The organism is Pseudomonas sp. NPDC089401 (assembly GCF_044749485.1).
GTDB lineage: Bacteria > Pseudomonadota > Gammaproteobacteria > Pseudomonadales > Pseudomonadaceae > Aquipseudomonas.
The window spans coordinates 82546-103061 of sequence record NZ_JBIVIA010000005.1; the positions used below are offsets into that span (position 1 = coordinate 82546).

The following is a 20516-nucleotide window of genomic DNA, read 5'->3' on the forward strand; positions in this document are numbered from 1 at the left end:
GCACGACCATGCTGCAACTGCGACCCTTCGAAAGCCTCGGCCATGCCAACCACGGCTGGCTCGACGCCCACCACCACTTCTCGTTCGCCGAATACTACGACCCGGCGCGCATGAACTGGGGCAACCTGCGGGTCTGGAACGATGACCTGATCGCCGCCGGCAGCGGTTTCCCGCCGCACCCGCACCGCGACATGGAAATCATCACCTACGTCCGTGAGGGTGCCATTACCCACCAGGACAGCCTGGGCAACAAGGGCCGTACCGAGGCCGGCGACGTGCAGGTAATGAGTGCCGGTACCGGCATCGTGCACAGCGAGTACAACCTGGAAGAAGTCGATACGCGCATCTTCCAGATCTGGATCGTGCCGCAGAAGGTCGGCGACGCACCGTCCTGGGGCGTGCGCCCGTTCCCCAAGGGCGAGCGTGGCGAAGGCTTCGTGACCCTGGCCAGTGGGCGTGTCGGCGATGAGGACAGCTTGCAGATCCGCGCCGATGCGCGGCTGGTCGCGGCGACCTTGCGCGCCGGTGAGAGCGCCGAGTACCGCTTCGAAGCCGGGCGCCGGGGTTACCTGGTGCCGGCCAAGGGGCTGGTCGAGGTCAACGGGTTGCGTGCCAAGGGCCGCGATGGTGTGGCGATCGAGCAGGAAGAGGTGTTGCGGGTGACCGCGATCGAGGACAGCGAGATCGTGCTCGTCGATGTGGCATGAATGAAGGGGCGGCCCGGCGCCCCATTCGCGGGCAAGCCCGCTCCCACAGGAACGCCACAGCCCTTGAAATCTGTGGTGCTCCTGTGGGAGCGGGCTTGCCCGCGAATGGGCTGCAAGGCAGCCCCGCTCAGGTCGATCAGGCTATCGCCGCATCCACCAGCACCTGCGCCTCTTGCACCAGGCGCTGGAGGTGCGCCTCGTCGACAAAGCTCTCGGCGTAGATCTTGTAGATGTCCTCGGTGCCCGAAGGCCGCGCGGCGAACCAGCCGTTGGCGGTCATCACTTTCAGCCCGCCAATCGCCTGGCCGTTGCCCGGCGCATGGCTGAGGATCTGCACGATCGGCTCGCCAGCCAGCTCGGTCGACTTCACCTGCTCCGGCGCCAGCTTGCTCAGCGCCGCCTTCTGCCGCGCATCGGCCTTGGCCTCGACGCGGGTGGAGAATGGCTTGCCGAGCTTGTCGGTCAGGTCGTCGTAGGCCTGGCTCGGGTTGCGGCCGGTGCGTGCCGTCATCTCGGCGGCCAGCAAGGCCGGGATCAGGCCGTCCTTGTCGGTGGCCCAGACCGAGCCGTCCTTGCGCAGGAACGAGGCGCCGGCGCTCTCTTCACCACCGAAACCCAGCGAACCTTCGAACAGGCCCTGGGCGAAAAACTTGAAGCCCACGGGCACTTCGAACAGCTTGCGGCCCAGGTCCCGGGTAACGCGGTCGATCAAGCCGCTGGATACCACGGTCTTGCCGACGGCGGCATCTTCGCGCCATTGCGGACGGTAGCGATACAGGTAGTCGATGGCCACGGCCAGGTAGTTGTTCGGCTGCAGCAGGCCGTCGGGGGTGACGATGCCGTGGCGGTCATGGTCCGGGTCGCAGGCGAAGGCCACGTCGAAGCGCTCGCGCAGGCCGATCAGGCCCTGCATGGCATAGGGCGAGGATGGGTCCATGCGGATCTGCCCGTCCCAGTCGACGCACATGAAGCGGAAGGTCGGGTCGACTTCGGTGTTCACCACTTCCAGGTTCAGCTGGTAGCGCTCGGCAATCGCCGACCAGTAGCGCACCCCTGCCCCGCCCAGCGGGTCGACACCCAGGCGCAGGTTGGCGCCGCGGATCACGTCGAAATCGATGACGTTCTCCAGGTCCGCCACGTAGTGGCCCACGTAGTCATGACGCTGCGTGGTGCCTGCCTGCAAGGCCTGGGCGTGGGCGATGCGCTTGACCCCGGCCAGGTTCGCCGCGAGCAGCTCGTTGGCCTTGGCCTCGATCCACTTGGTCACGTCGCTGTCGGCCGGGCCGCCATTGGGCGGGTTGTACTTGAAACCGCCACTCTGCGGCGGGTTGTGCGACGGGGTGATCACCACGCCATCGGCCAGGCCCTGGCTGCGGCCACGGTTGTAACAGAGGATGGCGTGGGACACCGCCGGTGTCGGGGTGTATTCGTCGTCCTTGGACAGCATCACCTGCACGCCATTGGCGGCCAGCACTTCCAGGGCGCTGGCGGCCGCCGGGGCGGACAGCGCGTGGGTGTCGGCGCCGATGAACAGCGGGCCGTCGATGCCCTTCTCCTGGCGGTACAGGCAGATGGCCTGGGTGATCGCCAGCACATGGTACTCGTTGAAGCTCAGGTCGAACGAGCTGCCCCGGTGCCCCGAGGTGCCGAAGGCCACGCGCTGGGCTGCCACGGCGGCGTCGGGGCGGCCGGTGTAGTAAGCGGTCAGCAGGCGGGGGATATCGACCAGCACGCTGGCCGGAGCCGGCTTGCCTGCCAAAGGACTGAGCGTCATGCAAAAACCTCGAGTTCTACGGATGTAGGTGTTGGAGCTCGCAGTGTACTGGGAGTTTCAGCAGCAGGCGATGGTGCGCTGCAGGATTATTCGCCGGCCACTTGCCACCAGGTGGGGAACATCTGCTGCACCCGTGGCTCGGCGAAACGCTCGTCGATCAGCACCAGCACGCCACGGTCCTGATCGCCACGAATCACCCGCCCGGCCGCCTGGATCACCTTGCGCACGCCGGGGTACAGGTAGGCATAGTCGAAACCGGCGCCAAACTGCCGGCCCAGGCGCTGCTTGAACTGCTCGTTGACCGGGTTGACCTGGGGCAGGCCCAGGGTGGCGACGAAGGCGCCGATGAGGCGGCTACCCGGCAAGTCGATGCCCTCACCGAACGCCCCGCCGAGCACGGCAAAGCCCACCCCCTGCCCGTGCGCTTTGAAACGGTCGAGAAAGGCCTGGCGCGCGGCCTCGTCCATGCCCGGCGCCTGGGCCCAGAGCGGGATGCCCGGGTGGCGCTCGGCCAACAGCGTGGCGACCTGCTGCTGGTAGTCGAAGCTGCTGAAGAACGCCAGGTAGTTGCCCGGCAGGCGCTGGTACTGCGCGGCGATCAGTTCGACGATGGGTGCCAGCGAGGCCTGCCGTTCGCGGTAGCGGGTGGAGATGTGGCTGGCGATGCGCACATCCAGCTGCTCGGCGCGAAACGGCGCCGCGACCTCCAGCCAGGCGGTGTCGGCCGGCATGCCGAGCAGGTCGCGGTAGAAATGCCGGGGGCTCAAGGTGGCGGAGAACAGCGTCACGCTGCGCGCCGCCTGCATGCGCGGGGCGAGCAGCCGCGCCGGCGAGACATTGCGCAGGCACAGCGTGGCCAGGCGCCGCTTGCGCGGGCCCTCGCGCAGGCTGACATCGAACAGGAAATCCGCATCGAACAGGTCGGTGACCCGGCTGAACTGCAGCGCCTGGTAGAAGAACTGCAGCACCTGGGGATCAACTTCGGTGGGTGTTTCGTTGAGGCGCTCCTGGATCAGCCCGATGCACTGCTGCAAGGCCTTCAAGAAGGCTTGCGGCAGCTGTTCGCTGGCCTGGTAAGGTGCGTGCTGCGCCTTGTACAGGGCATTCCACTGGCGATTGAGCCTGTCCAGGGCGCCGACCAGGCCCACGGGCTTGCGCTGCCGGAGCGCGAGCAACTGACCCTGGTCGAGACTGGCGCTGTACATGCCGCGGCCACGCTCGACCAGGTTGTGCGCCTCGTCCACCAGCACCGCCACCCGCCACTGGTTGACCTGGGCCAGGCCGAAAAGCAAGGCATGGGCGTCGAAATAGTAGTTGTAGTCGGCCACCAGCACATCCACCCAGCGCGCCATCTCCTGGCCCAGGTAGTACGGGCAGACCTGATGCGCCAGGGCCACCTGGCGCAGGCCTTCGCGGTCCAGCAGCGGCACGCCGGCGGCGGCCTCGCGTGCGGCCGGCAGGCGGTCGTAGAACCCTTGGGCCAAGGGGCAGGACTGGCCATGGCAGGCTTTGTCCGGATGCTCGCAGGCCTTGTCCCGGGCTACCAGTTCCAGGGCTCGCAAGGCCGGTTGCGCAGATGCCGCGGTGATCTGCCGCAAGGCGTCCAGGGCCAAGGCCCGGCCCGGGGTCTTGGCCGTGAGGAAGTAGAGCTTGTCGAGTTGCTGCGGGACCATGGCCTTGAGCAGCGGGAACAGCGTGCCGAGGGTCTTGCCGATGCCGGTGCTGGCCTGGGCCATCAGGCATCTCCCCGTGCTGACCGCCTTGTACAGGGTTTCGGCCAGTTGCCGCTGCCCCTGGCGAAACTGCGGGTAGGGAAAGCCCAGCGCCTGCAGCGCCAGGTCGCGCTCGCCCAGGCGCTGTTGCTGGGCCTGGGCCCAGGCCAGGAAGCGCTGGCACTGGTCGATGAAGAATGCCTGCAGCGTCGCGGCGCCATGCTGCTCGCTGATCAGGGTCTGGTGGTCGGTGTCGACATCCAGGTACACCAGCGCCACCTCGATCTGCGCCAGCTGCCGTGCCTGGCACAGCAGCCAGGCGTAGACCTTGGCCTGGGCCCAGTGCAGCTGGCGGTGGTTGGCCGGCTGGCGCGCCAGGTCGCCGCGGTAGGTCTTGATCTCTTCCAGGCGGTTGGCCTGCGGGTCATAGCCATCGGCACGACCGCGCACCAGCAAGCCCTGGTACTCGCCTTCCAGGGCGATCTCCGACAGGTAGCCGGCGCTGCGCCGGGCCACCACCCGGCGATGGCCTTCGATGCCCTCGAGGGCCGTGGGCGACGGGGTGAAGCGCAGGTCCAGGTCACCCACCTTGGCGCTGAACTCGCACAGCGCCCGCACAGCGACGCGAAAGGTCACTCAGGCGCGCTCCAGCGCACATGGCAGACGGCCACGGGCAACCCCTGTTCGGCGCAGAACTCCAGCCAGCGCAGCTGGTTGTCCTGCAGGCGGTCCCCCGGCCCCTTGACCTCGACCATGCGGTAACGCCCTTGCTCCGGCCAGAACTGGATCAGGTCGGGCATGCCGGTGCGGTTGTTGCGGATGTCTTGCAGCAGGCGCAGGAAGCAGTGCTTCAGGTGTGCGGCCGGCAGGCAAGCCAGGGCCTGGTCGAGCAAGTCTTCGCTGAGCATGGGCCAGAACACGAAAGGTGATTGCAGACCCTGCTTGGCTGCGTAGCACGCCAGGATGGCCTGGCGATGCGAGCCATCGTCGAGACGGCCAAGGCAGGTGTCGAACAGCGCGGCACGGCGCTGCTGGAAATCGCCGTCGTGCAGGTCCTGCGGCGCGGCCTGGAAAGGGTTGAAGAACGCGCCGGGGACCGGGGCGAACACAGCGTCCCAGCACAACAGGCCGAACAGGCTGTTGAACAGCGTGTTCTCGACGTAATGCGCCTGCCCGCCCGTTTGCACCAGGTGTTGCCGCACAGCCTCCTCGACCCCCAGCGCCGCTGCCGCCTGCGGCAGTTCCAGCTCGATCACCTGCGGGGCGGCCGCACGCCTGCGCGCCTGCGGCGGCCCGCCGAGCTTGCGCGCCAGGCGCGGCAGCATGCGCTGCAGGGCCTGTGCCTCGAGGGGGTTGAGCGGCGCAGCGGCCAGCGCCAGCGCCAGTGCGTGCGCCTGTTGCCAGCGTTCGCTGCGCTCGAACACCCGCACCTGGCGGATGCGCGCCTGGGCATGGTTGCTGCGCGCATACACCGCCAAAGCCTGGTCCCAATCGCCCAGGCGCTCGCACTGCTGGCCCAGGGCGAACAACAGGCGCCCATGGCGCTGCGCCAGCCAGGGGTTGTCGATGGGCAGGCCATCGAGCATGGCCAGGATCGACGCCGGCGCCTCGCCCTGCTCCAGGCGTTCGGCACACTGGTGCAGGGCCATGGCCAGGTCGACTTCGTCGCGCCGGCGCAGGGCACGCGAATCGGCGCTGAACGCCACCTGCTCGTAGCGCAGCAGGCCCAGGTCGGCCAGCACGAAGTCCGACCAACCCTGGTAGAGGTTGCCAAAGAACAGCAGGCGCATGCGATCGCACAACGGTTGCAGGCACCATTGCAGGATGCCCACCGGCACCTGGGCAAACCACTGGGCCAAGGGCCTGGGGCCCAGCCCCAGCGGTTGCAACTGCGCCAGCAGGTCACCCTTGGCGGCCCGTGGCCGCTCGAGCAGGCCGGCGAAGCCTTCGGCCAGTTCGTCCTTGCGCAGCAGCGCAAACAATTGCTCGAGGCTGAGATCCTCGGGTTCGCGCACCCACCCCAAGGCCAGAAGCGGTGCCAGGGCGTGCCCGGTGTCACCTATCTCGGCATAGTCCAGGCGGTCGCTGCGAAACAGTTCGCCCTTGCGCATGACCATCCGCACCATCAGCGCCTGTGACGGTTCCACCAGCGTGGCAAAGGCCTGCAGAAAGGCCAGCTCCTGGGTATCGAGCAGGTCGGCATAGCGGTGTTCGACCCAGCGCAGGACCTGGCGGAAATTGTGCAGGTAATACAACGGGTCATCGACGGAATGGGCAATCACGAGACGCATTCGGCAGTGGGCGGAAGCACTGTTTATACATACAGACCCTCAGCCGTGGCAAGCGCCCCGGGACGTATGAACCGGCCACCGACGAATGGTGTCATTCTGCCTTGGTGCGCACGGCGAGGTACTGCCGATAATGTCCTTGCACGCCGAACCGCTCGCCCGCGAGGACACAGCAGTCCGTGTCCGACAGCTCGGCCATGACCTGGCCAGGCGTCATCGGCTCCAGCAGGCGCAACCAGAGCGTGCGGCCACCCTGCGGCCGGGTGAACGCGACCTGCCCGCCCAGGCATGCCCGCACCTGCTGGCAGAGCAGCTCCATGCGCCCTTGCAGCTCCACACGCAAACGGCCCAGATGCCCATCGATCTCGCCCTTGGCGAACATTCTCGCCAGCGCCTGCTGACGCAACGGCGGCAGCTGGAAGCCGCGCTCGGCGAAGGCGTCGGCCAACGCCGCATGCTCGCTCAGCACGTAGGCATAGGGCGCCTCGGCACCCACCGAGACCTCCAGCGACCCCAGCACCAGCAAGCGCTGCGGGTCGGCCCAGTCGCGCAGGCGTGCACAGCGCGGGGTACTGAAGCAGAGCTCGCTGTCGAGGTCGTTCTCCAGCAGCCAGACCGGATGCTCGGCCAGCAGGCAAGCGAGCTGCTGCTGTTCTTGTCGGGCCATGAGGCTCCCGCTCGGGTTGCCCAGGCACGAGGGCACGATCACCAGGCGTACCAGGGGGTCAGCCAGTTGCGTTGCCAATCGAGCCAGGTCGAACCCACCCTGGGCCTGCAGAGCGACTTCCCGCACCTGCAGGCCGGCGCAGCGCAGGATGCGCAGCAGCCGCCAGCAGCAGGGCGAGGCCACCAGCACCGTGCTGCCGCGCAGGGCCAATGCCGCCAGCAACGTTTCCAGCAATGCCTGCAGATCCGGCCCCAGGTGCACCTGCTCGGGACGCCAGCACTGCCTGGAGGAACGCGTGTAGCGTTCCGCCAAGGCCTGACGCAAGCCTGCGCCGGCGGGGGGCTCCGGAAGGGGACGCAGCCGCGCCAGGCGTCGTTCGTGGGCAAGCAGGGTACGTTCCAGACCAGGCCGTGCGCATGCCACAGGGTCCGCATGGGGCACCTGGCTGCCAACGACAACGCCGTCAGGCCGCGCGAAATACCCGGATCGTGGCACCGACTGCACCCGCCCTTCATGCTCCAACAGGCCATAGGCAGCCTGCACGGTGGCCAATGACACATGCAGGCGCCTGGCCAGCGCGCGCAACGAGGGCAGACGCACCTGCCCGCCCCGCCCGGCCTCGTCGATCAATGCTTCCAGGTAGCGGTACACCGCCTGATAGGCGAACACCTTGCGGGTCAAGCCGTCTCCTCTGCCGAGTTGGCCTGCGCCACCGGCGCCCTGGACAGCAAGCGCAGCTGCACATCGCGCCGCGCAAGGTGGGCCAGCAATCGCCGGACTGCTGGGTCCAGGTGCCCTTCGTAGATCACCCGCAGTTGCGCAAGGGGCAGGCCACTGGTGTTGACCAACCAGTCCTTGACCGCATCGGGACAGGGCTGGCCCTGTAGTGCCCGGTGCAGGTAGGGCAGCGCCACCAGCATGTCGGCGTGGCGGCATCGCAGGAACGCCTCGAGCCGCCGCCCCTGGTTGGCAAACGGGCTATGCAGCATGCACACCAGCTGGGGCTGGTCGATGCCGTAGGCTTTGGCGAATCGGGCCTGTTGCGCCACCGCCGCCCTGTTCAATTCGGGCTGGCCAATCAGGCGCAGTGCCTGCCGTCGAGAGACCGGCGCCCGACAGCGCCAGCGCAGTTCGTGCAGTTGCTCCAGGGCGATGGGGTCGAGAAAGGTCGCCAGGGGATCGCTTTCCTGCCCGGGTTCGCAGCGCCAGCCCATCACCAGGTCCAGCTCGCCTTCACTCAACAACTGGGGCAGCAGGTCGTCGAGGGCCAGGACCCGTATTGGCGCCTGCTCGGGTTCATCGTTGTCGGCCATGCCGTCGAGACCCGACGGCGTGCCGTCCATCTCCTGCAACCTGCCCAGCCGCTGCGCCAGGCGGCCCGCGCATTCCTGCACACTGCCTGGAGCCGCCTCGCCGAACAGGCGCAGCGCCCTGCGCGCCCAGGCCAGCAAGCGCCGTCGATGGCCCTCCGGGAGCGCCGTCACCAGCGCATCGACGCTGGTTTGGCCCACCAGCGCCAGGCGCAGGGCATCGGCCAGTTCCACGTGCGTACGGCTGCCGAGCACCGCCTCCGGGCGTACGTCGATGAGGTGGCCGAACAGCAACAGGGCGTCGCGCGCCACTGGCCAATGCCCGCTCTCGATGGCCGGGCGTCGATGAAAAGGCATCACTCGCCCACCGCCGAGCACCTGCAACTGCACCCGTGGGTCGTCCTGCATGAACAGTGCGTTGAAACTGCGCTCGTGCTGTTCCAGCAGCGCACTGCTGGCCGCAGGCAGGCAAGCCACCATGACCTGCAACTTGAAGGTCACCGGCGCGCGCACGGCGATGCTCAACTGGGCGGCGCGCAGCAGCGCCAGCAGGCGGGCGCTGCGACGGTCGCTGCCCTGCACCACCAGCAGCCGGAAGTTACCGATGTACTCCGGGCCACCGGCAGCTACCAGCAACCGCTGGATCAGCAGCTGCAAGGAGGCGCGCTGCGCCTTCGACATATGTTTCAACAGGCGTTCGAGCACTTGTTGGTAGATATAGTGCATCGCCTGATCGTGAATAACACTCACGGCACCACCTCACGGCTTCATTCATTTCCTGCGCCCATGTCACGGAGTCGAAAACGGCGCAATGAATTTAGTTTGAAGAAAATTCCCACATAACCTTGGGAAACATTGAAGTGATAAACAATTGTCGCCAGGCCTTCGAGAAGAATATCCCTGTTCGCCCACAGACTGCGGCCCCAGGCCACGCGCCGTCACGCTTGCCTTGTAGCATTTCACGCTCCTTGCGCTAACCATCATTGCGCCATTATCGAGCGTTACAAGGCGAATAAAAGATACAGATCACGGCAAAAAAACCATTCAGCAAAACCCGGCGATTACAATGCGCCGGGCAAATCAATCGTGCAATTGCGAAGTGTTTTCAGCCTGTTTGCCAGCCCGTGCAACAGGCACAAAAAACCCGGGACTCAGCCCGGGTTTTTGATTGCCAGCAGTACGCGTCAGGCCTGTGCCATATCCAGCACCACCCGCCCGCCACAGGGGCATTCGTCCATGTAGCGATGCGCTTCGACCACCTCGGCAAACGGATACACCTTGATGATCTGCGGGGTCAGCAACTGGTCGGCGGTGAACTGGTTGATGTCGCGCAAGGCACGCTGCAGTGCCACCTGGTCCTGGCTGATGCCCAGTTCCGGCTTGCCGGTGAAGTTGCCGATGCAGTGCACGTAGAACTGGATGTTCTTCTGGAACGCCGCACAGGCCGGGAATGGCGTCTGGTTGCCGCCCTGCAGGCCATACAGCACCAGGCTGCCACGGGGCGCGAGCACGTCGCCGAGCAGCGACATCTGCGGCCCACCCATGCCGTCCAGGACCATGTCCACGCCGCGGCCATCGGTGTACTTGCCGACCTGCATCAGCAGGTCCTGTTCTTCGGTGACGATCACCTTGTCGGCGCCCAGGCCCAGCAGGTACTCGCGCTGCTCGGGCTCCTTGGTGGCGGCAAACACCTTCAGCCCCAGGGCCTTGCCCAGTTGCACGAAGGCCGGCCCGGCGCAGTGGCTGGCATCGGTGACCAGCGCGGTCTGCCCGGCCTTGGCCCGGGCCAGGTCGACGTAGGCGAAATAGGCGATCAGCAGCGGCGTGTAGTGCACGCTGGCCTCGATCGGCGTGAGGATGTCCGGGTAACGGGTGATGGCCGTGCGCGGCAGGACGATGACATCGCCGTACACCGGGTGTTCGTTGGCGCTGGTGGCCGGGAAGCTGGCCACCCGGTCGCCAACCGCGATATCGTCGACCTCGGCGCCGACCGCCGTGACCACGCCGGCCATCTCGTGGCCGATCCCGGCCGGCAGACGCGCCTGGGACGGCGCCAGGTTCTGGCGCCAGAGCACGTCGTACCAGCTCACGCCGATGGCCTCGACGCGGATCTGCACCTCGCCGACGGCAGGTGACGGTTCGGCCTGCTCCTCGCAACGGAGCACATCGGCAGCGCCGAACTTGTGGAAACGGATCATGCGGGACATCGCATACCTCGCCTTTGTGAATCTCGTATTACCACGGACTTTATCCGGGCTTTTGCCGTATGACCATCAGCGGCCATTAATAGTCGACATGCCTGTCATCGATTGGGCACCCGACTTTCCTGTGCATTGGCCCCCGGAAATCGGTGCAGGGTAACAGCCTTTGGCCTTAAGATTCACCCCTGCCCCACTTCAGGCGAAGCTTACCGATGAATCGAAACGACCTGCGTCGCGTAGACCTCAACCTGCTGATCGTGTTCGAAACCCTCATGCACGAGCGTAGCGTGACCCGCGCCGCCGAGAAACTGTTCCTCGGCCAGCCGGCGATCAGCGCGGCGCTGTCGCGCCTGCGCAACCTGTTCGACGACCCGCTGTTCGTGCGCACCGGCCGCAGCATGGAGCCCTCGGCCCGGGCCCATGAAATCTTCGCCCTGCTGTCGCCGGCCCTGGACTCGATCTCCACCGCCGTCAGCCGCGCCGCCGAATTCGACCCCGCCACCAGCAATGCGGTGTTCCGCATCGGCCTGTCCGACGATGCCGAGTTCGCCCTGCTGCCGCAGCTGCTCAAGCGCATCCGCGCCGAAGCCCCGGGCATCGTCCTGGTGGTGCGCCGGGTCAACTACCTGCTGATGCCGACCCTGCTGGCCTCGGGCGAGATTTCCGTGGGCGTGAGCTACACCAGCGAACTGCCGGCCAACGCCAAGCGCAAGGTGCTGCGGCGCAGCAAACCCAAGCTGCTGCGCGCCGATAGCGTGCCGGGCAGCATCACCCTCGACGATTTCTGCGCCCGGCCCCACGCCCTGGTGTCGTTCGCCGGCGACCTGTCCGGGTTCATCGACGAAACGCTGGAAGAAATCGGCCGCAAGCGCCACGTGGTGCTGGCGGTGCCGCAGTTCAACGGGCTGGGGAGCTTGCTGGCCGGGACCGATATCGTCGCCACGGTGCCGGACTACACCGCCGATGCGCTGACCTCGGCGGGAGGCTTGCGGGCTGAGGATCTGCCGATGGAGGTGCGTACGTTCGAATTGCACATGGCCTGGCGCGGGGCGCAGGACAATGATCCGGCGGAGCGCTGGTTGCGGTCGCGGATACAGATGTTCTTCGGGGATCCCGATAGCCTGTGACTGACGTCCACTGAGATCCAAAAAACTCAATATAATCAGTACTTTAATTGAAATTAAGGTCCAGTGCCGTCCGTCGCATTCCACCCATTTCCGACGCTCCTGCGGGTATATTTTTGGGTATCTTTTTCATTTTCGAAAAAAGTACCCGCACATGACGACTTCTCTCCCTACGCCTGCACTGCGGCGAAAACTCAGCGATGCTTTCCTGCGCGCCATTGCCGAACCCGGCAAGTACGCTGACGGCGAGGTGCCCGGTCTGTACCTGCATGTCCAGGCCTCGCAGAAGTCGAACAAGCCTGCTGCTAAATACTGGCGGATGAGGTATCGCCTGCATGGTAAGGAGAACGTGTACGCGATTGGCCGGTATCCTGATATCGGCTTGAAAGACGCCCGAGACCTGGCACGAGCCGCGCGCCAGAACGTCGCCCATCACGTCGCCCCGCTAAAGGCCAAACGCAAGAAAATCGCCGATCAGTTACTCAACGAGGAGCGCACTTTCAATTTCGTGGCCGAACAGTGGCTGACCTTCAAATCGCACGACCTCGTGAGCAAATCCCTCGCAGGCTTCCGCGGCGCGTTGGACAATCACATCCTTCCCACGATCGGCAGTCTCCCCGTCAGCGAGATCAAGCTGGACCACATCATCGAGATCATCGCCACCCTGCGCCGCGCACGCACACTGGCCATGGCCAAGCGCGTGCGCACCATCATCCGCGCCGTCCTCGGCTTTGCCGAGGGCCGAGGCTGGGTGGAGCGCAATGTGGCGCTCAGCAACACCGAAGAACTCAAGGTTCGCCACGTGGTAACTAGTAATCCGGCGATCGAGCGGCCGGCCGATTTGGGTGAGTTTTTGCTGCGCCTGGATGAACTTGGCCCAAGCAGCGTAAGCATCGCGATGCGCCTGCTGGTGATGCTGCCGGTTCGCCCTGGAGAGTTGGTGAAAATGCGCAGGGAAGATGTCGACCTCGTCAGTGCCGACTGGCGTTATGTCGTCGGAAAAACCCGCCATCTGGACAAAAGCAAACACATCGTGCCACTGCCGGAGCAGGCCCTTGTGCTCTTGCGTGAACTCCATGAACGGCGGGTGGTGGATGAGGCGGGCAATGGCTGGGTTTTTGTCTCGCCGGTCTACCCGGGCTCCCCAATTGACGCCACGTCCCTGGCCAAGGCCTATCAGCGGATCTGGCCGGACTACCCGATTACTGCGCATGGGTTCCGCGCCACCTACCGCACTATCGCCCACGAGCATTTGGGCATTGATCCGATTGTATTGGAGTTGTCGTTGTCTCACCGCATGCCGGGCGCGCTTGGCGCGGTTTATGCGCGCGCCCAACTGCTGCCACAGCGCCGAGAGGCGGCACAGCAATGGGCGAATTACTTGGATCAGCTACGAAAAAATGCTGCGCTTTTAGTGCACACGGAATAAGCCAAATATCCACATGCCCGGCAAGGACCGCCCGCAAGCGATAAATGCGCAGCGGGAAACGAGACGATCATTCCTGCTCTATCTCCTTGAAAAGATGTGAAAAATTGTACATTCCGTCGTCTCGATGTGCGCAATTATGTCTCAATCGCGGTCTCTGCCAAGGCCTCATCCAAGGCCCGCTAGTAAACGCCACGCAAGATCTGGCGCTCTACCATTCGCCGTGTTCTTCGTACTGATCCATAGCCCCCAACTCGCCATGAATCCCGTCCATGAGCATGAACGCGCTATCCATGACTTCACCCAGATGCCGTACGTTGATATGGCGAATATTCGGCAAACTAACCTCACCCTTCTTCGTGGCTGGGTAGCGAAACGCGAATGACTGAGGATCCACCTCATCTAACTGCTGAATGATCTCCTCCAATGCCGGCAACTCTTTGTCATCAGGGTGAGGGGTCAGTTCGTTCAGCAAGGTCCTTAGCTCTGCCCACAATGGCATCAGACGGTGGTCGTGATCCGCCTTAGCAGGCTTGTTCGCCAAGCGCCTTGCCAGCGGCAGGATTAGCTTCAACTGCAATTCGAGCCCCTGCCTATAGAGGAAGACCAGCGGATAGATGACACTGTCCAGACTGACCTTACGGTGCTCGATGGCAAAAAGCAGCCCGTCCGCTGCTTCCTTATAGCCGCAGGCATACAACCCAAGGGGGAAGTGCATCCAACCGAGCATGGCATTGTTTTGCCAATCACTCGCTTGAACAAACAGCTTCTGTCCTGCGTAATCAGACGGATACTTGACATCTGTGTCCAGGTTGAAATCTGGCTTTTCGTTAGCAGTATCCATTGGCGGTGACCTCAGTTGGTAGTTGTACGCGTACTGATACCTCATTTCGAACGACAAGGCGAATTTCTTCAAAGACTTCCTTACTAGATGTTCAGTCCCGGTGCGGCCTTAGTCCCCTCCGCCTTCGACTGCTGCAATAACCCTCTGGGTAAACGAAACCCTTTGAACGGCTCTTGAGTAATGGGATTGAAGGCCTTCTCAGCGTTGAGCCGGTAACGCATCACACCAACACTTAGCATTACTATCAGGCCAGTGCAGAGGCGCCACTCTGCACTAGCAAATATTACAAATACCACAACCCACATCACCAAATCAGATCATCAGAGCCCTACAACATCCAACCAACAATAACCACTTCATTAACCCAAAGGCATTCTCAGTCCACAGAAGATCTATCCAACCTGTAGTCAGATTCATCAGTTCTTGTAGGACGCTGGAGGAGAGCCCATCAACATCCTTCAAACTGAAAATAATTTCCTACTCAGTCTTAGGACTCCTGAGCCTGTAATCAGCATAAACACGTGTTGCGCCACATTCTACCTCCAAGACTCACCAGACAAATATCACACACTATTCGAAAGCTGTATGCGCTGATCATCATCCGACTCCTCTTGTCAGGCCGTTGAGGAGATCCGCTACTCAATGCCATGCTCTGCCCCGCAGGCAGCCGTCCGCCTGTACTGATCACAGTCGGAGCACCATGTTTGTAGCCAACCTGCCCGTCCAAGCCTTCCGTGGCGATCACCCTGATCGCACCAATCCAACCGGAGCAAGCCCCCATCAAGGGCAACCACGTAGCGAGGGCGCACGATGAACTTGCGCCAGTTGAAATGCTTCCTCGCCGTAGCCGAAGAACGCCACTTCACCCGCGCGGCTGATCGCCTGCATATCGAACAATCCCCACTCTCCCGCACGATTCGTGACCTGGAACATGATCTGGGAGTGACCCTGTTCGAGCGTGGTGCTGGCATCGGGACGAATCTGACGCCTGCAGGCCAAGCACTGGCAGAATCCGCCCCACGGATCTTCAGCCTTGTCGATCAGGCGCGGAGTTCCGCTTTGGCAGCCGCTGCCGGTTCACTCGCGACACTGCGCGTTGCCCTCTCCGACGGTATCCTACCCAAGCGCCTGGCGGCGCTGCTGGCCTGCAGCCGCGAGGAAGAACCCGACATAAACCTGCAACTGTTTGAGGTGCCGCTGGCCGAACTGCTCAAAGGCCTGCGGCACGATCTATTCGATGTCGGCTTTGCCTGTGCCCCCGGCGAACCTCATGGCATGTCCAGTGAAGCGCTGTGGCAGACCGAACTGGTCGTCGCCCTCCCACCTCGTCATCCGCTGTTGGTCCACAAGCGAGTCCCCCTGGCCGAGCTGGCAACGTGCCCGCTGGTCCTGTTCCATCCCGAGCTGCAAAGCGGGCTGCATCAGCAGGTTTCATCGCTCCTGGCCGGCACGGACTCATCGCTCACCATAGCGGCCCAGGCCAGTAGCCAAGAGATGCTGATTTCCCTGGTGGCCGCTGGATATGCCGTGGGATTGAGCTGTGCAGCCCAATTGAAGGCGCATGACATCGAGGACATCGTACTGCGGCCTCTCGCCGGTGAGGCGGTTCGTATCTCGACGCATCTGCTCTACGCCACGTACGAACCCGACACGCCCATGGCGCGTTTTATCCACCGAGCGCTGCGGATAGCGGCTGCAGCGCACTGACTTTTCGCAGCATCAGACACTATGGATCTATTGCAGACCGACTCTGCATCCTCGATGAAACCTTTTGCGACAGGCGATCGCGGGGCACTGCCTTAGCGGCCTTTGATTTCGGGCTGCGCCATTCAGACTTTTTGCATCTGAGTCAGACACGTTGCATCTGCTCTTTACCTGCCTTTGAAGTCTGGTATCAGCTAAACGCTTCTCGTCTTGCCGTAATTTGGCTGGGGGCGCTGGATAGGACATTCGTCGCTGGATAGCGGCGCATCGATGCCAGAAGACAACGGGATAAGTTGTAGGGGATTTTTGCTTAACGTCTTGTGAGCGCGGCGCGGTCATCTATCCGGTGAGTGCGTGCTCCGCATTGTTCGCTGCGTGATGGCTACGGCAAGCGCTGAATACGGGCACATCCTCAATCGACGTCAACGGACGTCCAGGAGAGTCAACGATGACCCAGCCCATTCAAACATTGGTGCTCGACACCGAGCACCGCATCCTCCGCCGCCCCGACGTGGAGCGCAAAACTGGATTCAAACGCGCGCACATCTACGCACTGATCGCCCAGGGCAAGTTCCCCAAGCCCATCAAGCTCGGCGTGCGTGCGGTCGGCTGGGATTCCTTGGAGGTCGAGCGCTGGCTGATCGACCGCGTTTCGCCGCGCGACTGAGGGGCACTGTCATGCATGTGACCGCGATCGCCTCGACCAAAGGCGGGGTGGGTAAGACCACCACCGCTGCCAACCTGGGCGGCCTGGCCGCTGATGCCGGGTTGCGGGTGCTGCTGTTGGACCTAGATGTGCAGCCTACCCTGTCCAGCTACTACGCCCTGCCCCATCGGGCACCGGGTGGATGTTACGAGCTGCTGGCCTACAACGAATCCAGCCGCTCGCAACTGATCTGCCGCACCGCCATCGAGGGCTTGGACCTGGTGGTGTCGAATGATGCGCAAGGCCAGTTGAACACCCTGCTCTTGCATGCTCCGGACGGCCGCCTGCGACTGCGGAACCTGCTGTCACTGTTCCGGCCACACTACGACCTGTTGTTGATCGACACCCAGGGCGCACGCAGCGTACTGCTGGAGATGGCAATTCTGGCGTCCGACCTGGTGCTGTCGCCGGTCACGCCAGAAGTCCTCGCGGCCCGCGAACTGCGCCGGGGCACCCTGCAGTTGCTCAGGGACCTGGCGCCCTACCGTCATCTCGGTATCGAGCCGCCGCCCATGCGCCTGCTGATCAACCGTGTCCATCCGGTATCGAGCAACGCCCGTGCGGTCCAGGCTGCGCTGCGCCAGGTGCTCGTCGGCGAGCCTGGTATCCGTGTGCTCGATACCTGCATCCCGGCCATCGAGGCCTACCCGCGTGCAGCCACTGCCGCACTTCCAGTACATCGGTTAGAGTACCGTCGCCCCTCCGGGCGTCAGGCACCGGCTGCCTTGGACACCATGCGCGCCTTGGCCTGCGAGCTGTACCCGCAATGGCAGGAGCGCTTCGCCCTGGTACACGGGAGGCTCGCCGATGCCGCCTGCTGATGATCTTGCTGGCAAGCTGCTGGCTGACGCGTTCCCCCAGGCCGGGCCTCCGGCCGATGCCCTGAGTGATCCACTGGTCGATACGCCGATGGTTGTCGTCTTGGACCAGTTGCGCCCCTATGAGCTGAACCCGCGGGTGACGCGAAATCCCCTGTTTGATGAGATCAAAGCCTCGATTCGACAGCGCGGCCTGGATGCCCAACCGTCCATTACGCGCCGTCCGGGTGACCCGCACTTCATCATTCGCAACGGCGGCAATACCCGCCTGACCATCCTGCGTGAGCTGTGGACCGAGACAAGGGAAGAGCGCTTCCTACGGATTGCCTGTCTATTTAGGCCATGGCCTGCCCGTGGGGAAATTGTTGCTTTGACCGGCCACTTGGCGGAGAACGAACTGCGCGGCGGGCTGACCTTTATTGAGCGAGCCCTTGGCATCGAAAAAGCCCGCGAGCTCTATGAGCTGGAAGTGAACACCTCGCTCACGCAAGCAGAACTGGCGCGTCGGCTTTGCCTCGACGGCTATCCCGTGCAGCAATCGCATATCAGCCGAATGCGCGATGCCGTGCAGTTTCTGCTGCCGGCAATTCCCACTGTGCTTTACGGTGGACTGGGCCGCCATCAAGTCGAGCGGCTGGCTGTACTGCGCAAAGCCGCCGAGCGTGCTTGGGACGTGCATATCTCGGACCGAGCAACAGATACCGACTACCCCACCCTATTCCAAGAGGTGCTGCAGAGCTTCGATGGCGAAGCGGCTGCCTTCTCCCTACCCAGGGTACAGGACGAACTGATCGGGCAGATGAGCGAGCTGTTGAACATCAACTACGACAGCCTGGCGCTGGATATCGACGCCACCGAACAGCGGCAGGTGGCCCTCACCCGAACGCCGACTAAGCCTCCAACCGCGCCCTCGCCGCCTCCAGCCAAAGCCAGGAAAGAAGTAAACCCGGCCATTCAAAGCCCAGCGGGTCAACCTCCTACCGACTCCGGAAGTGCCCCTATCGGCAGCCGCGTCCAAGACATAAACCGGCTGATCGCCGAGCAGGTGGACGAGCAACCTGACGGCGAAGACCTGTTCTCTGTCGCCGACCTCTGGCATGTCGATGCGTCGGTGGACTCACCGCCCTGCCTGCGCGTGCTGATCGCCCAATTTGCGACTGAAATCGCCGCCGAGTCCGAGCCGGAATCGGTCATCGAGCCGAGCGATGAGGGTATCGGCTTCACCTGCAGCGTTGCAGAGGACGCGGGCGTACTGCAACTGCTGAGTGGCAGCCATGAATTCGGCACGCTGCTCCTGGCACCCGAGCGGGTCAGCGACACCAGCCTGATCAAGCTGTTTCGCTTGCTGCGCCTGGTTCGCCGGCTGCATGAACTTGAGGCCGGCAACGGTTCGTCGTCTTCCACCTCTAATTAACCCCGCGCCAGGGAGGCTGCCATGCCCATGCCGCACCCGTTGAACCAAGCGGTGATCGCCCAAGCCTTGCACGACCTGCGCACCGGCCAGCTCCGGCGCTGTAAGTCCATGGGCTTCGAGGACCAGGATTTGGCCGCGCTGAAGCATCCCAACCTCGTCAGCGTGCTGCTCAACGCCCGTGTGTCGTGGTGCACAGTCAGCATCAACCACGAAGTGCTGCAGCGCCTGCTCAGCCAGGCAGACGACGTGGACGCCGAAATCGCCAGGGTGGACCGCATGCTGCACCTGGGCGCCAGTACCGAGATGGTCAGCAACTTCTATGGCCTTACCCACCAAGAGGTAGCCCTGCGCCGCGACATGCTTGGCCTGCCCAAGCGTAAGGGTCGGCACCCGGTGCTCACCGAAGCCGAGGACACCGAGTTATGGCACCGCTGGAAGATGCACCAGCAAACCCACCCGATCGATCCCTCCGATGACACGGCCCTGCTGGACCTCACCCTGACACTGGCCGAATCTCTGGGTCACCCTGCGTCCGTGCTCTGGGCCATCCTGCGCGACTGGATCACCCAAGGCTTGGTATGAGCCATGTCACATTCCCCCTCCGAGGCTTTGTCGAGTCTGCTCGACAAGGCCGTACAGTCGTTGCAGCCGGCACAGGTCAGCCCGACCGTCGGTGACACCTACCTCTACAGTGGCAACCGGCACGAAACCGTACCCAGGCAATTGTTCCTCGACAACCGCCTCACACCGCTGGAACGCAACACCTGGCAGATTTTTCGCCTGCTGCTCAATGACCACGGGCAGACCGCCTTCCCGACCTACGAGCAACTGCGCCCGTACCTCAGCTGCTCACCCTGCGGCGCCAAGGCCTCGCACGAATCGGTAGCCAAGTCCCTGACCCAGCTGCGCCTGGCGCGCTGGTTGAGCCTGGTGCGCCGACGCCGCGATCTCAAGACCGGCTACCTGCTTGGCAACGTCTACGTGCTGCACGATGAACCGCTGACGCCCTACGAGGCCATGCAGCTGGACCCCGAATACCTGGGACTGGTCAGCCGCGGGCTGAAGCATGCCAACAAAGGTGTGCAACGCGTGGCCGTGCAGGTGCTGAAGGAGTTCCCGGAAGATCCGCAACTCAAGGGCAAAGTCCTGCCCAGTCGATTGCAGGCGCTGATCGAGCGCCTGACGGCAAACGATTCCATCGCAGCGCTCACTTATCCACAAAAAGGCGCCCACGATTCCGAAGAAGGTGAAAATCACTCTCTTCGGAAGGGTTCTGAATCGACTTCGGATTCCGAAGGCACGCTGGAAGCCCCTAAATCCGGCGCTCTTCGGAATCCGAAGCGCTTAAGTACTTCAAGACAAAATCAAAAAAAGAACTTACGTACTGCACTTCGCAACGAACTGCGCTTTCCACCTGATTTCACTGCCCTCAGCAGTGCGCAACAGACCGCCGCCCTGCTTGCGCTGGAGCGCGTCGACAAGCCCTTGCGCCAGTCGGTGTTGGACGAATGGGCGGCGCGCTGCCACGGCCAGACCGTACGCAGCCGAGAGGGCTATTTGTTCGGCATCATTCAGCGGGCGGCACAAGGGCAGTTCAAGCCCTGGGCGGGCCAGAAGAAGGATGACAAAGGCCGACCGGCTAGCAACGGCCCACAGCCCAAGGCGCCCGATCCGCCGCCGCTAAAACCACCCCCGAATCCCGAGAGCCGCGCCAGGGCGCTTCGCTACATCGATGAACTGAAATCCATTCTTCATATCCCCTGAGCTGAAGGGCGAAAATATCCCCAGGGGATAAGGCCACAGCGAGCCATAGAAGTCTGA

General features: G+C 63.7%; 16 protein-coding genes. 9 read left to right on the top strand and 7 right to left on the bottom strand.

What is annotated here, in order from left to right; genetic code table 11:
- Nucleotides 1-8: 8 nt before the first annotated feature.
- Entirely contained in the window at nt 9-707 is a 699-nt protein-coding gene (locus ACIP21_RS13485) for a pirin family protein (protein WP_400688154.1), read from the top strand.
- A 136-nt stretch (nt 708-843) separates the two neighbouring features.
- Here ACIP21_RS13485 and pgm read toward each other — a convergent pair whose 3' ends face one another.
- The 6 genes from pgm to ACIP21_RS13515 all read right to left on the bottom strand — a co-directional run bounded on the left by pgm (nt 844) and on the right by ACIP21_RS13515 (nt 10665).
- Nucleotides 844-2481: a phosphoglucomutase (alpha-D-glucose-1,6-bisphosphate-dependent) gene (pgm, locus tag ACIP21_RS13490; protein WP_400688156.1), complete on the bottom strand. Its 1638-nt coding sequence runs from the start codon at nt 2479-2481 to the stop codon at nt 844-846.
- An 86-nt stretch (nt 2482-2567) separates the two neighbouring features.
- The gene (locus tag ACIP21_RS13495; protein ID WP_400688158.1) at nt 2568-4829 is read right to left on the bottom strand and encodes an ATP-dependent DNA helicase; all 2262 of its coding nucleotides are present in this window, start codon (nt 4827-4829) and stop codon (nt 2568-2570) included.
- The gene (locus ACIP21_RS13500; protein ID WP_400688160.1) at nt 4826-6475 is read right to left on the bottom strand and encodes a VRR-NUC domain-containing protein; all 1650 of its coding nucleotides are present in this window, start codon (nt 6473-6475) and stop codon (nt 4826-4828) included. The genes ACIP21_RS13495 and ACIP21_RS13500 overlap by 4 nt, the downstream gene beginning before the upstream one ends.
- Before the next feature lie 100 nt (nt 6476-6575).
- Nucleotides 6576-7829 (bottom strand): aminotransferase class I/II-fold pyridoxal phosphate-dependent enzyme, encoded by a 1254-nt coding sequence (locus tag ACIP21_RS13505; RefSeq protein WP_400688162.1) that lies wholly within the window; start codon nt 7827-7829, stop codon nt 6576-6578.
- Nucleotides 7826-9208: a hypothetical protein gene (locus ACIP21_RS13510; protein ID WP_400688164.1), complete on the bottom strand. Its 1383-nt coding sequence runs from the start codon at nt 9206-9208 to the stop codon at nt 7826-7828. The genes ACIP21_RS13505 and ACIP21_RS13510 overlap by 4 nt, the downstream gene beginning before the upstream one ends.
- Before the next feature lie 434 nt (nt 9209-9642).
- Nucleotides 9643-10665, bottom strand: a complete 1023-nt coding sequence (locus ACIP21_RS13515) for a zinc-dependent alcohol dehydrogenase family protein (RefSeq protein ID WP_400688166.1) — start codon at nt 10663-10665, stop codon at nt 9643-9645.
- A gap of 206 nt (nt 10666-10871) precedes the next feature.
- Here ACIP21_RS13515 and ACIP21_RS13520 point away from each other — a divergent pair, with 206 nt between their 5' ends.
- Complete coding sequence (locus ACIP21_RS13520; protein WP_400688168.1) at nt 10872-11786, top strand: LysR family transcriptional regulator; 915 nt, start codon at nt 10872-10874, stop codon at nt 11784-11786.
- Between the two features lie 151 nt (nt 11787-11937).
- Nucleotides 11938-13212: a tyrosine-type recombinase/integrase gene (locus tag ACIP21_RS13525; RefSeq protein WP_400688170.1), complete on the top strand. Its 1275-nt coding sequence runs from the start codon at nt 11938-11940 to the stop codon at nt 13210-13212.
- A 208-nt stretch (nt 13213-13420) separates the two neighbouring features.
- Here ACIP21_RS13525 and ACIP21_RS13530 read toward each other — a convergent pair whose 3' ends face one another.
- On the bottom strand, nt 13421-14125 hold the full coding sequence (locus ACIP21_RS13530; RefSeq protein WP_400688172.1) for a hypothetical protein: 705 nt from the start codon (nt 14123-14125) through the stop codon (nt 13421-13423).
- A gap of 738 nt (nt 14126-14863) precedes the next feature.
- On the opposite strand from ACIP21_RS13530, the gene ACIP21_RS13535 reads away from it, so the two are divergent.
- The 6 genes from ACIP21_RS13535 (at nt 14864) to ACIP21_RS13560 (ending at nt 20459) form a co-directional block, all read left to right on the top strand.
- On the top strand, nt 14864-15760 hold the full coding sequence (locus tag ACIP21_RS13535) for a LysR family transcriptional regulator (protein WP_400688174.1): 897 nt from the start codon (nt 14864-14866) through the stop codon (nt 15758-15760).
- A 445-nt stretch (nt 15761-16205) separates the two neighbouring features.
- Nucleotides 16206-16424 carry an AlpA family transcriptional regulator gene (locus ACIP21_RS13540; RefSeq protein ID WP_400688176.1) on the top strand — a complete coding sequence of 73 codons (219 nt, stop codon included), beginning with the start codon at nt 16206-16208 and terminating at the stop codon, nt 16422-16424.
- Between the two features lie 11 nt (nt 16425-16435).
- A complete protein-coding gene (locus tag ACIP21_RS13545; protein WP_400688177.1) occupies nt 16436-17284 on the top strand; it encodes a ParA family protein in 849 nt (282 codons plus the stop codon).
- Nucleotides 17271-18695 carry a ParB family protein gene (locus ACIP21_RS13550; protein WP_400688178.1) on the top strand — a complete coding sequence of 475 codons (1425 nt, stop codon included), beginning with the start codon at nt 17271-17273 and terminating at the stop codon, nt 18693-18695. The genes ACIP21_RS13545 and ACIP21_RS13550 overlap by 14 nt, the downstream gene beginning before the upstream one ends.
- A gap of 21 nt (nt 18696-18716) precedes the next feature.
- Complete coding sequence (locus ACIP21_RS13555; RefSeq protein WP_400688179.1) at nt 18717-19277, top strand: DUF2857 domain-containing protein; 561 nt, start codon at nt 18717-18719, stop codon at nt 19275-19277.
- Nucleotides 19278-19280: 3 nt separating this feature from the next.
- Nucleotides 19281-20459, top strand: coding sequence for an STY4528 family pathogenicity island replication protein (locus ACIP21_RS13560; RefSeq protein ID WP_400688180.1), 1179 nt, complete (start codon nt 19281-19283; stop codon nt 20457-20459).
- Nucleotides 20460-20516: the final 57 nt, after the last annotated feature.

What these genes read in the sequence shown, in the direction of transcription:
- ACIP21_RS13485 (WP_400688154.1), top strand. Translation starts at nt 9, where the DNA reads ATGCTGCAACTGCGACCCTTCGAAAGCCTCGGCCATGCCAACCACGGC.
- pgm (WP_400688156.1), bottom strand. Translation starts at nt 2,481, where the DNA reads ATGACGCTCAGTCCTTTGGCAGGCAAGCCGGCTCCGGCCAGCGTGCTG.
- ACIP21_RS13515 (WP_400688166.1), bottom strand. Translation starts at nt 10,665, where the DNA reads ATGTCCCGCATGATCCGTTTCCACAAGTTCGGCGCTGCCGATGTGCTC.
- ACIP21_RS13520 (WP_400688168.1), top strand. Translation starts at nt 10,872, where the DNA reads ATGAATCGAAACGACCTGCGTCGCGTAGACCTCAACCTGCTGATCGTG.
- ACIP21_RS13525 (WP_400688170.1), top strand. Translation starts at nt 11,938, where the DNA reads ATGACGACTTCTCTCCCTACGCCTGCACTGCGGCGAAAACTCAGCGAT.
- ACIP21_RS13535 (WP_400688174.1), top strand. Translation starts at nt 14,864, where the DNA reads ATGAACTTGCGCCAGTTGAAATGCTTCCTCGCCGTAGCCGAAGAACGC.
- ACIP21_RS13540 (WP_400688176.1), top strand. Translation starts at nt 16,206, where the DNA reads ATGACCCAGCCCATTCAAACATTGGTGCTCGACACCGAGCACCGCATC.
- ACIP21_RS13545 (WP_400688177.1), top strand. Translation starts at nt 16,436, where the DNA reads ATGCATGTGACCGCGATCGCCTCGACCAAAGGCGGGGTGGGTAAGACC.
- ACIP21_RS13550 (WP_400688178.1), top strand. Translation starts at nt 17,271, where the DNA reads ATGCCGCCTGCTGATGATCTTGCTGGCAAGCTGCTGGCTGACGCGTTC.
- ACIP21_RS13555 (WP_400688179.1), top strand. Translation starts at nt 18,717, where the DNA reads ATGCCCATGCCGCACCCGTTGAACCAAGCGGTGATCGCCCAAGCCTTG.
- ACIP21_RS13560 (WP_400688180.1), top strand. Translation starts at nt 19,281, where the DNA reads ATGTCACATTCCCCCTCCGAGGCTTTGTCGAGTCTGCTCGACAAGGCC.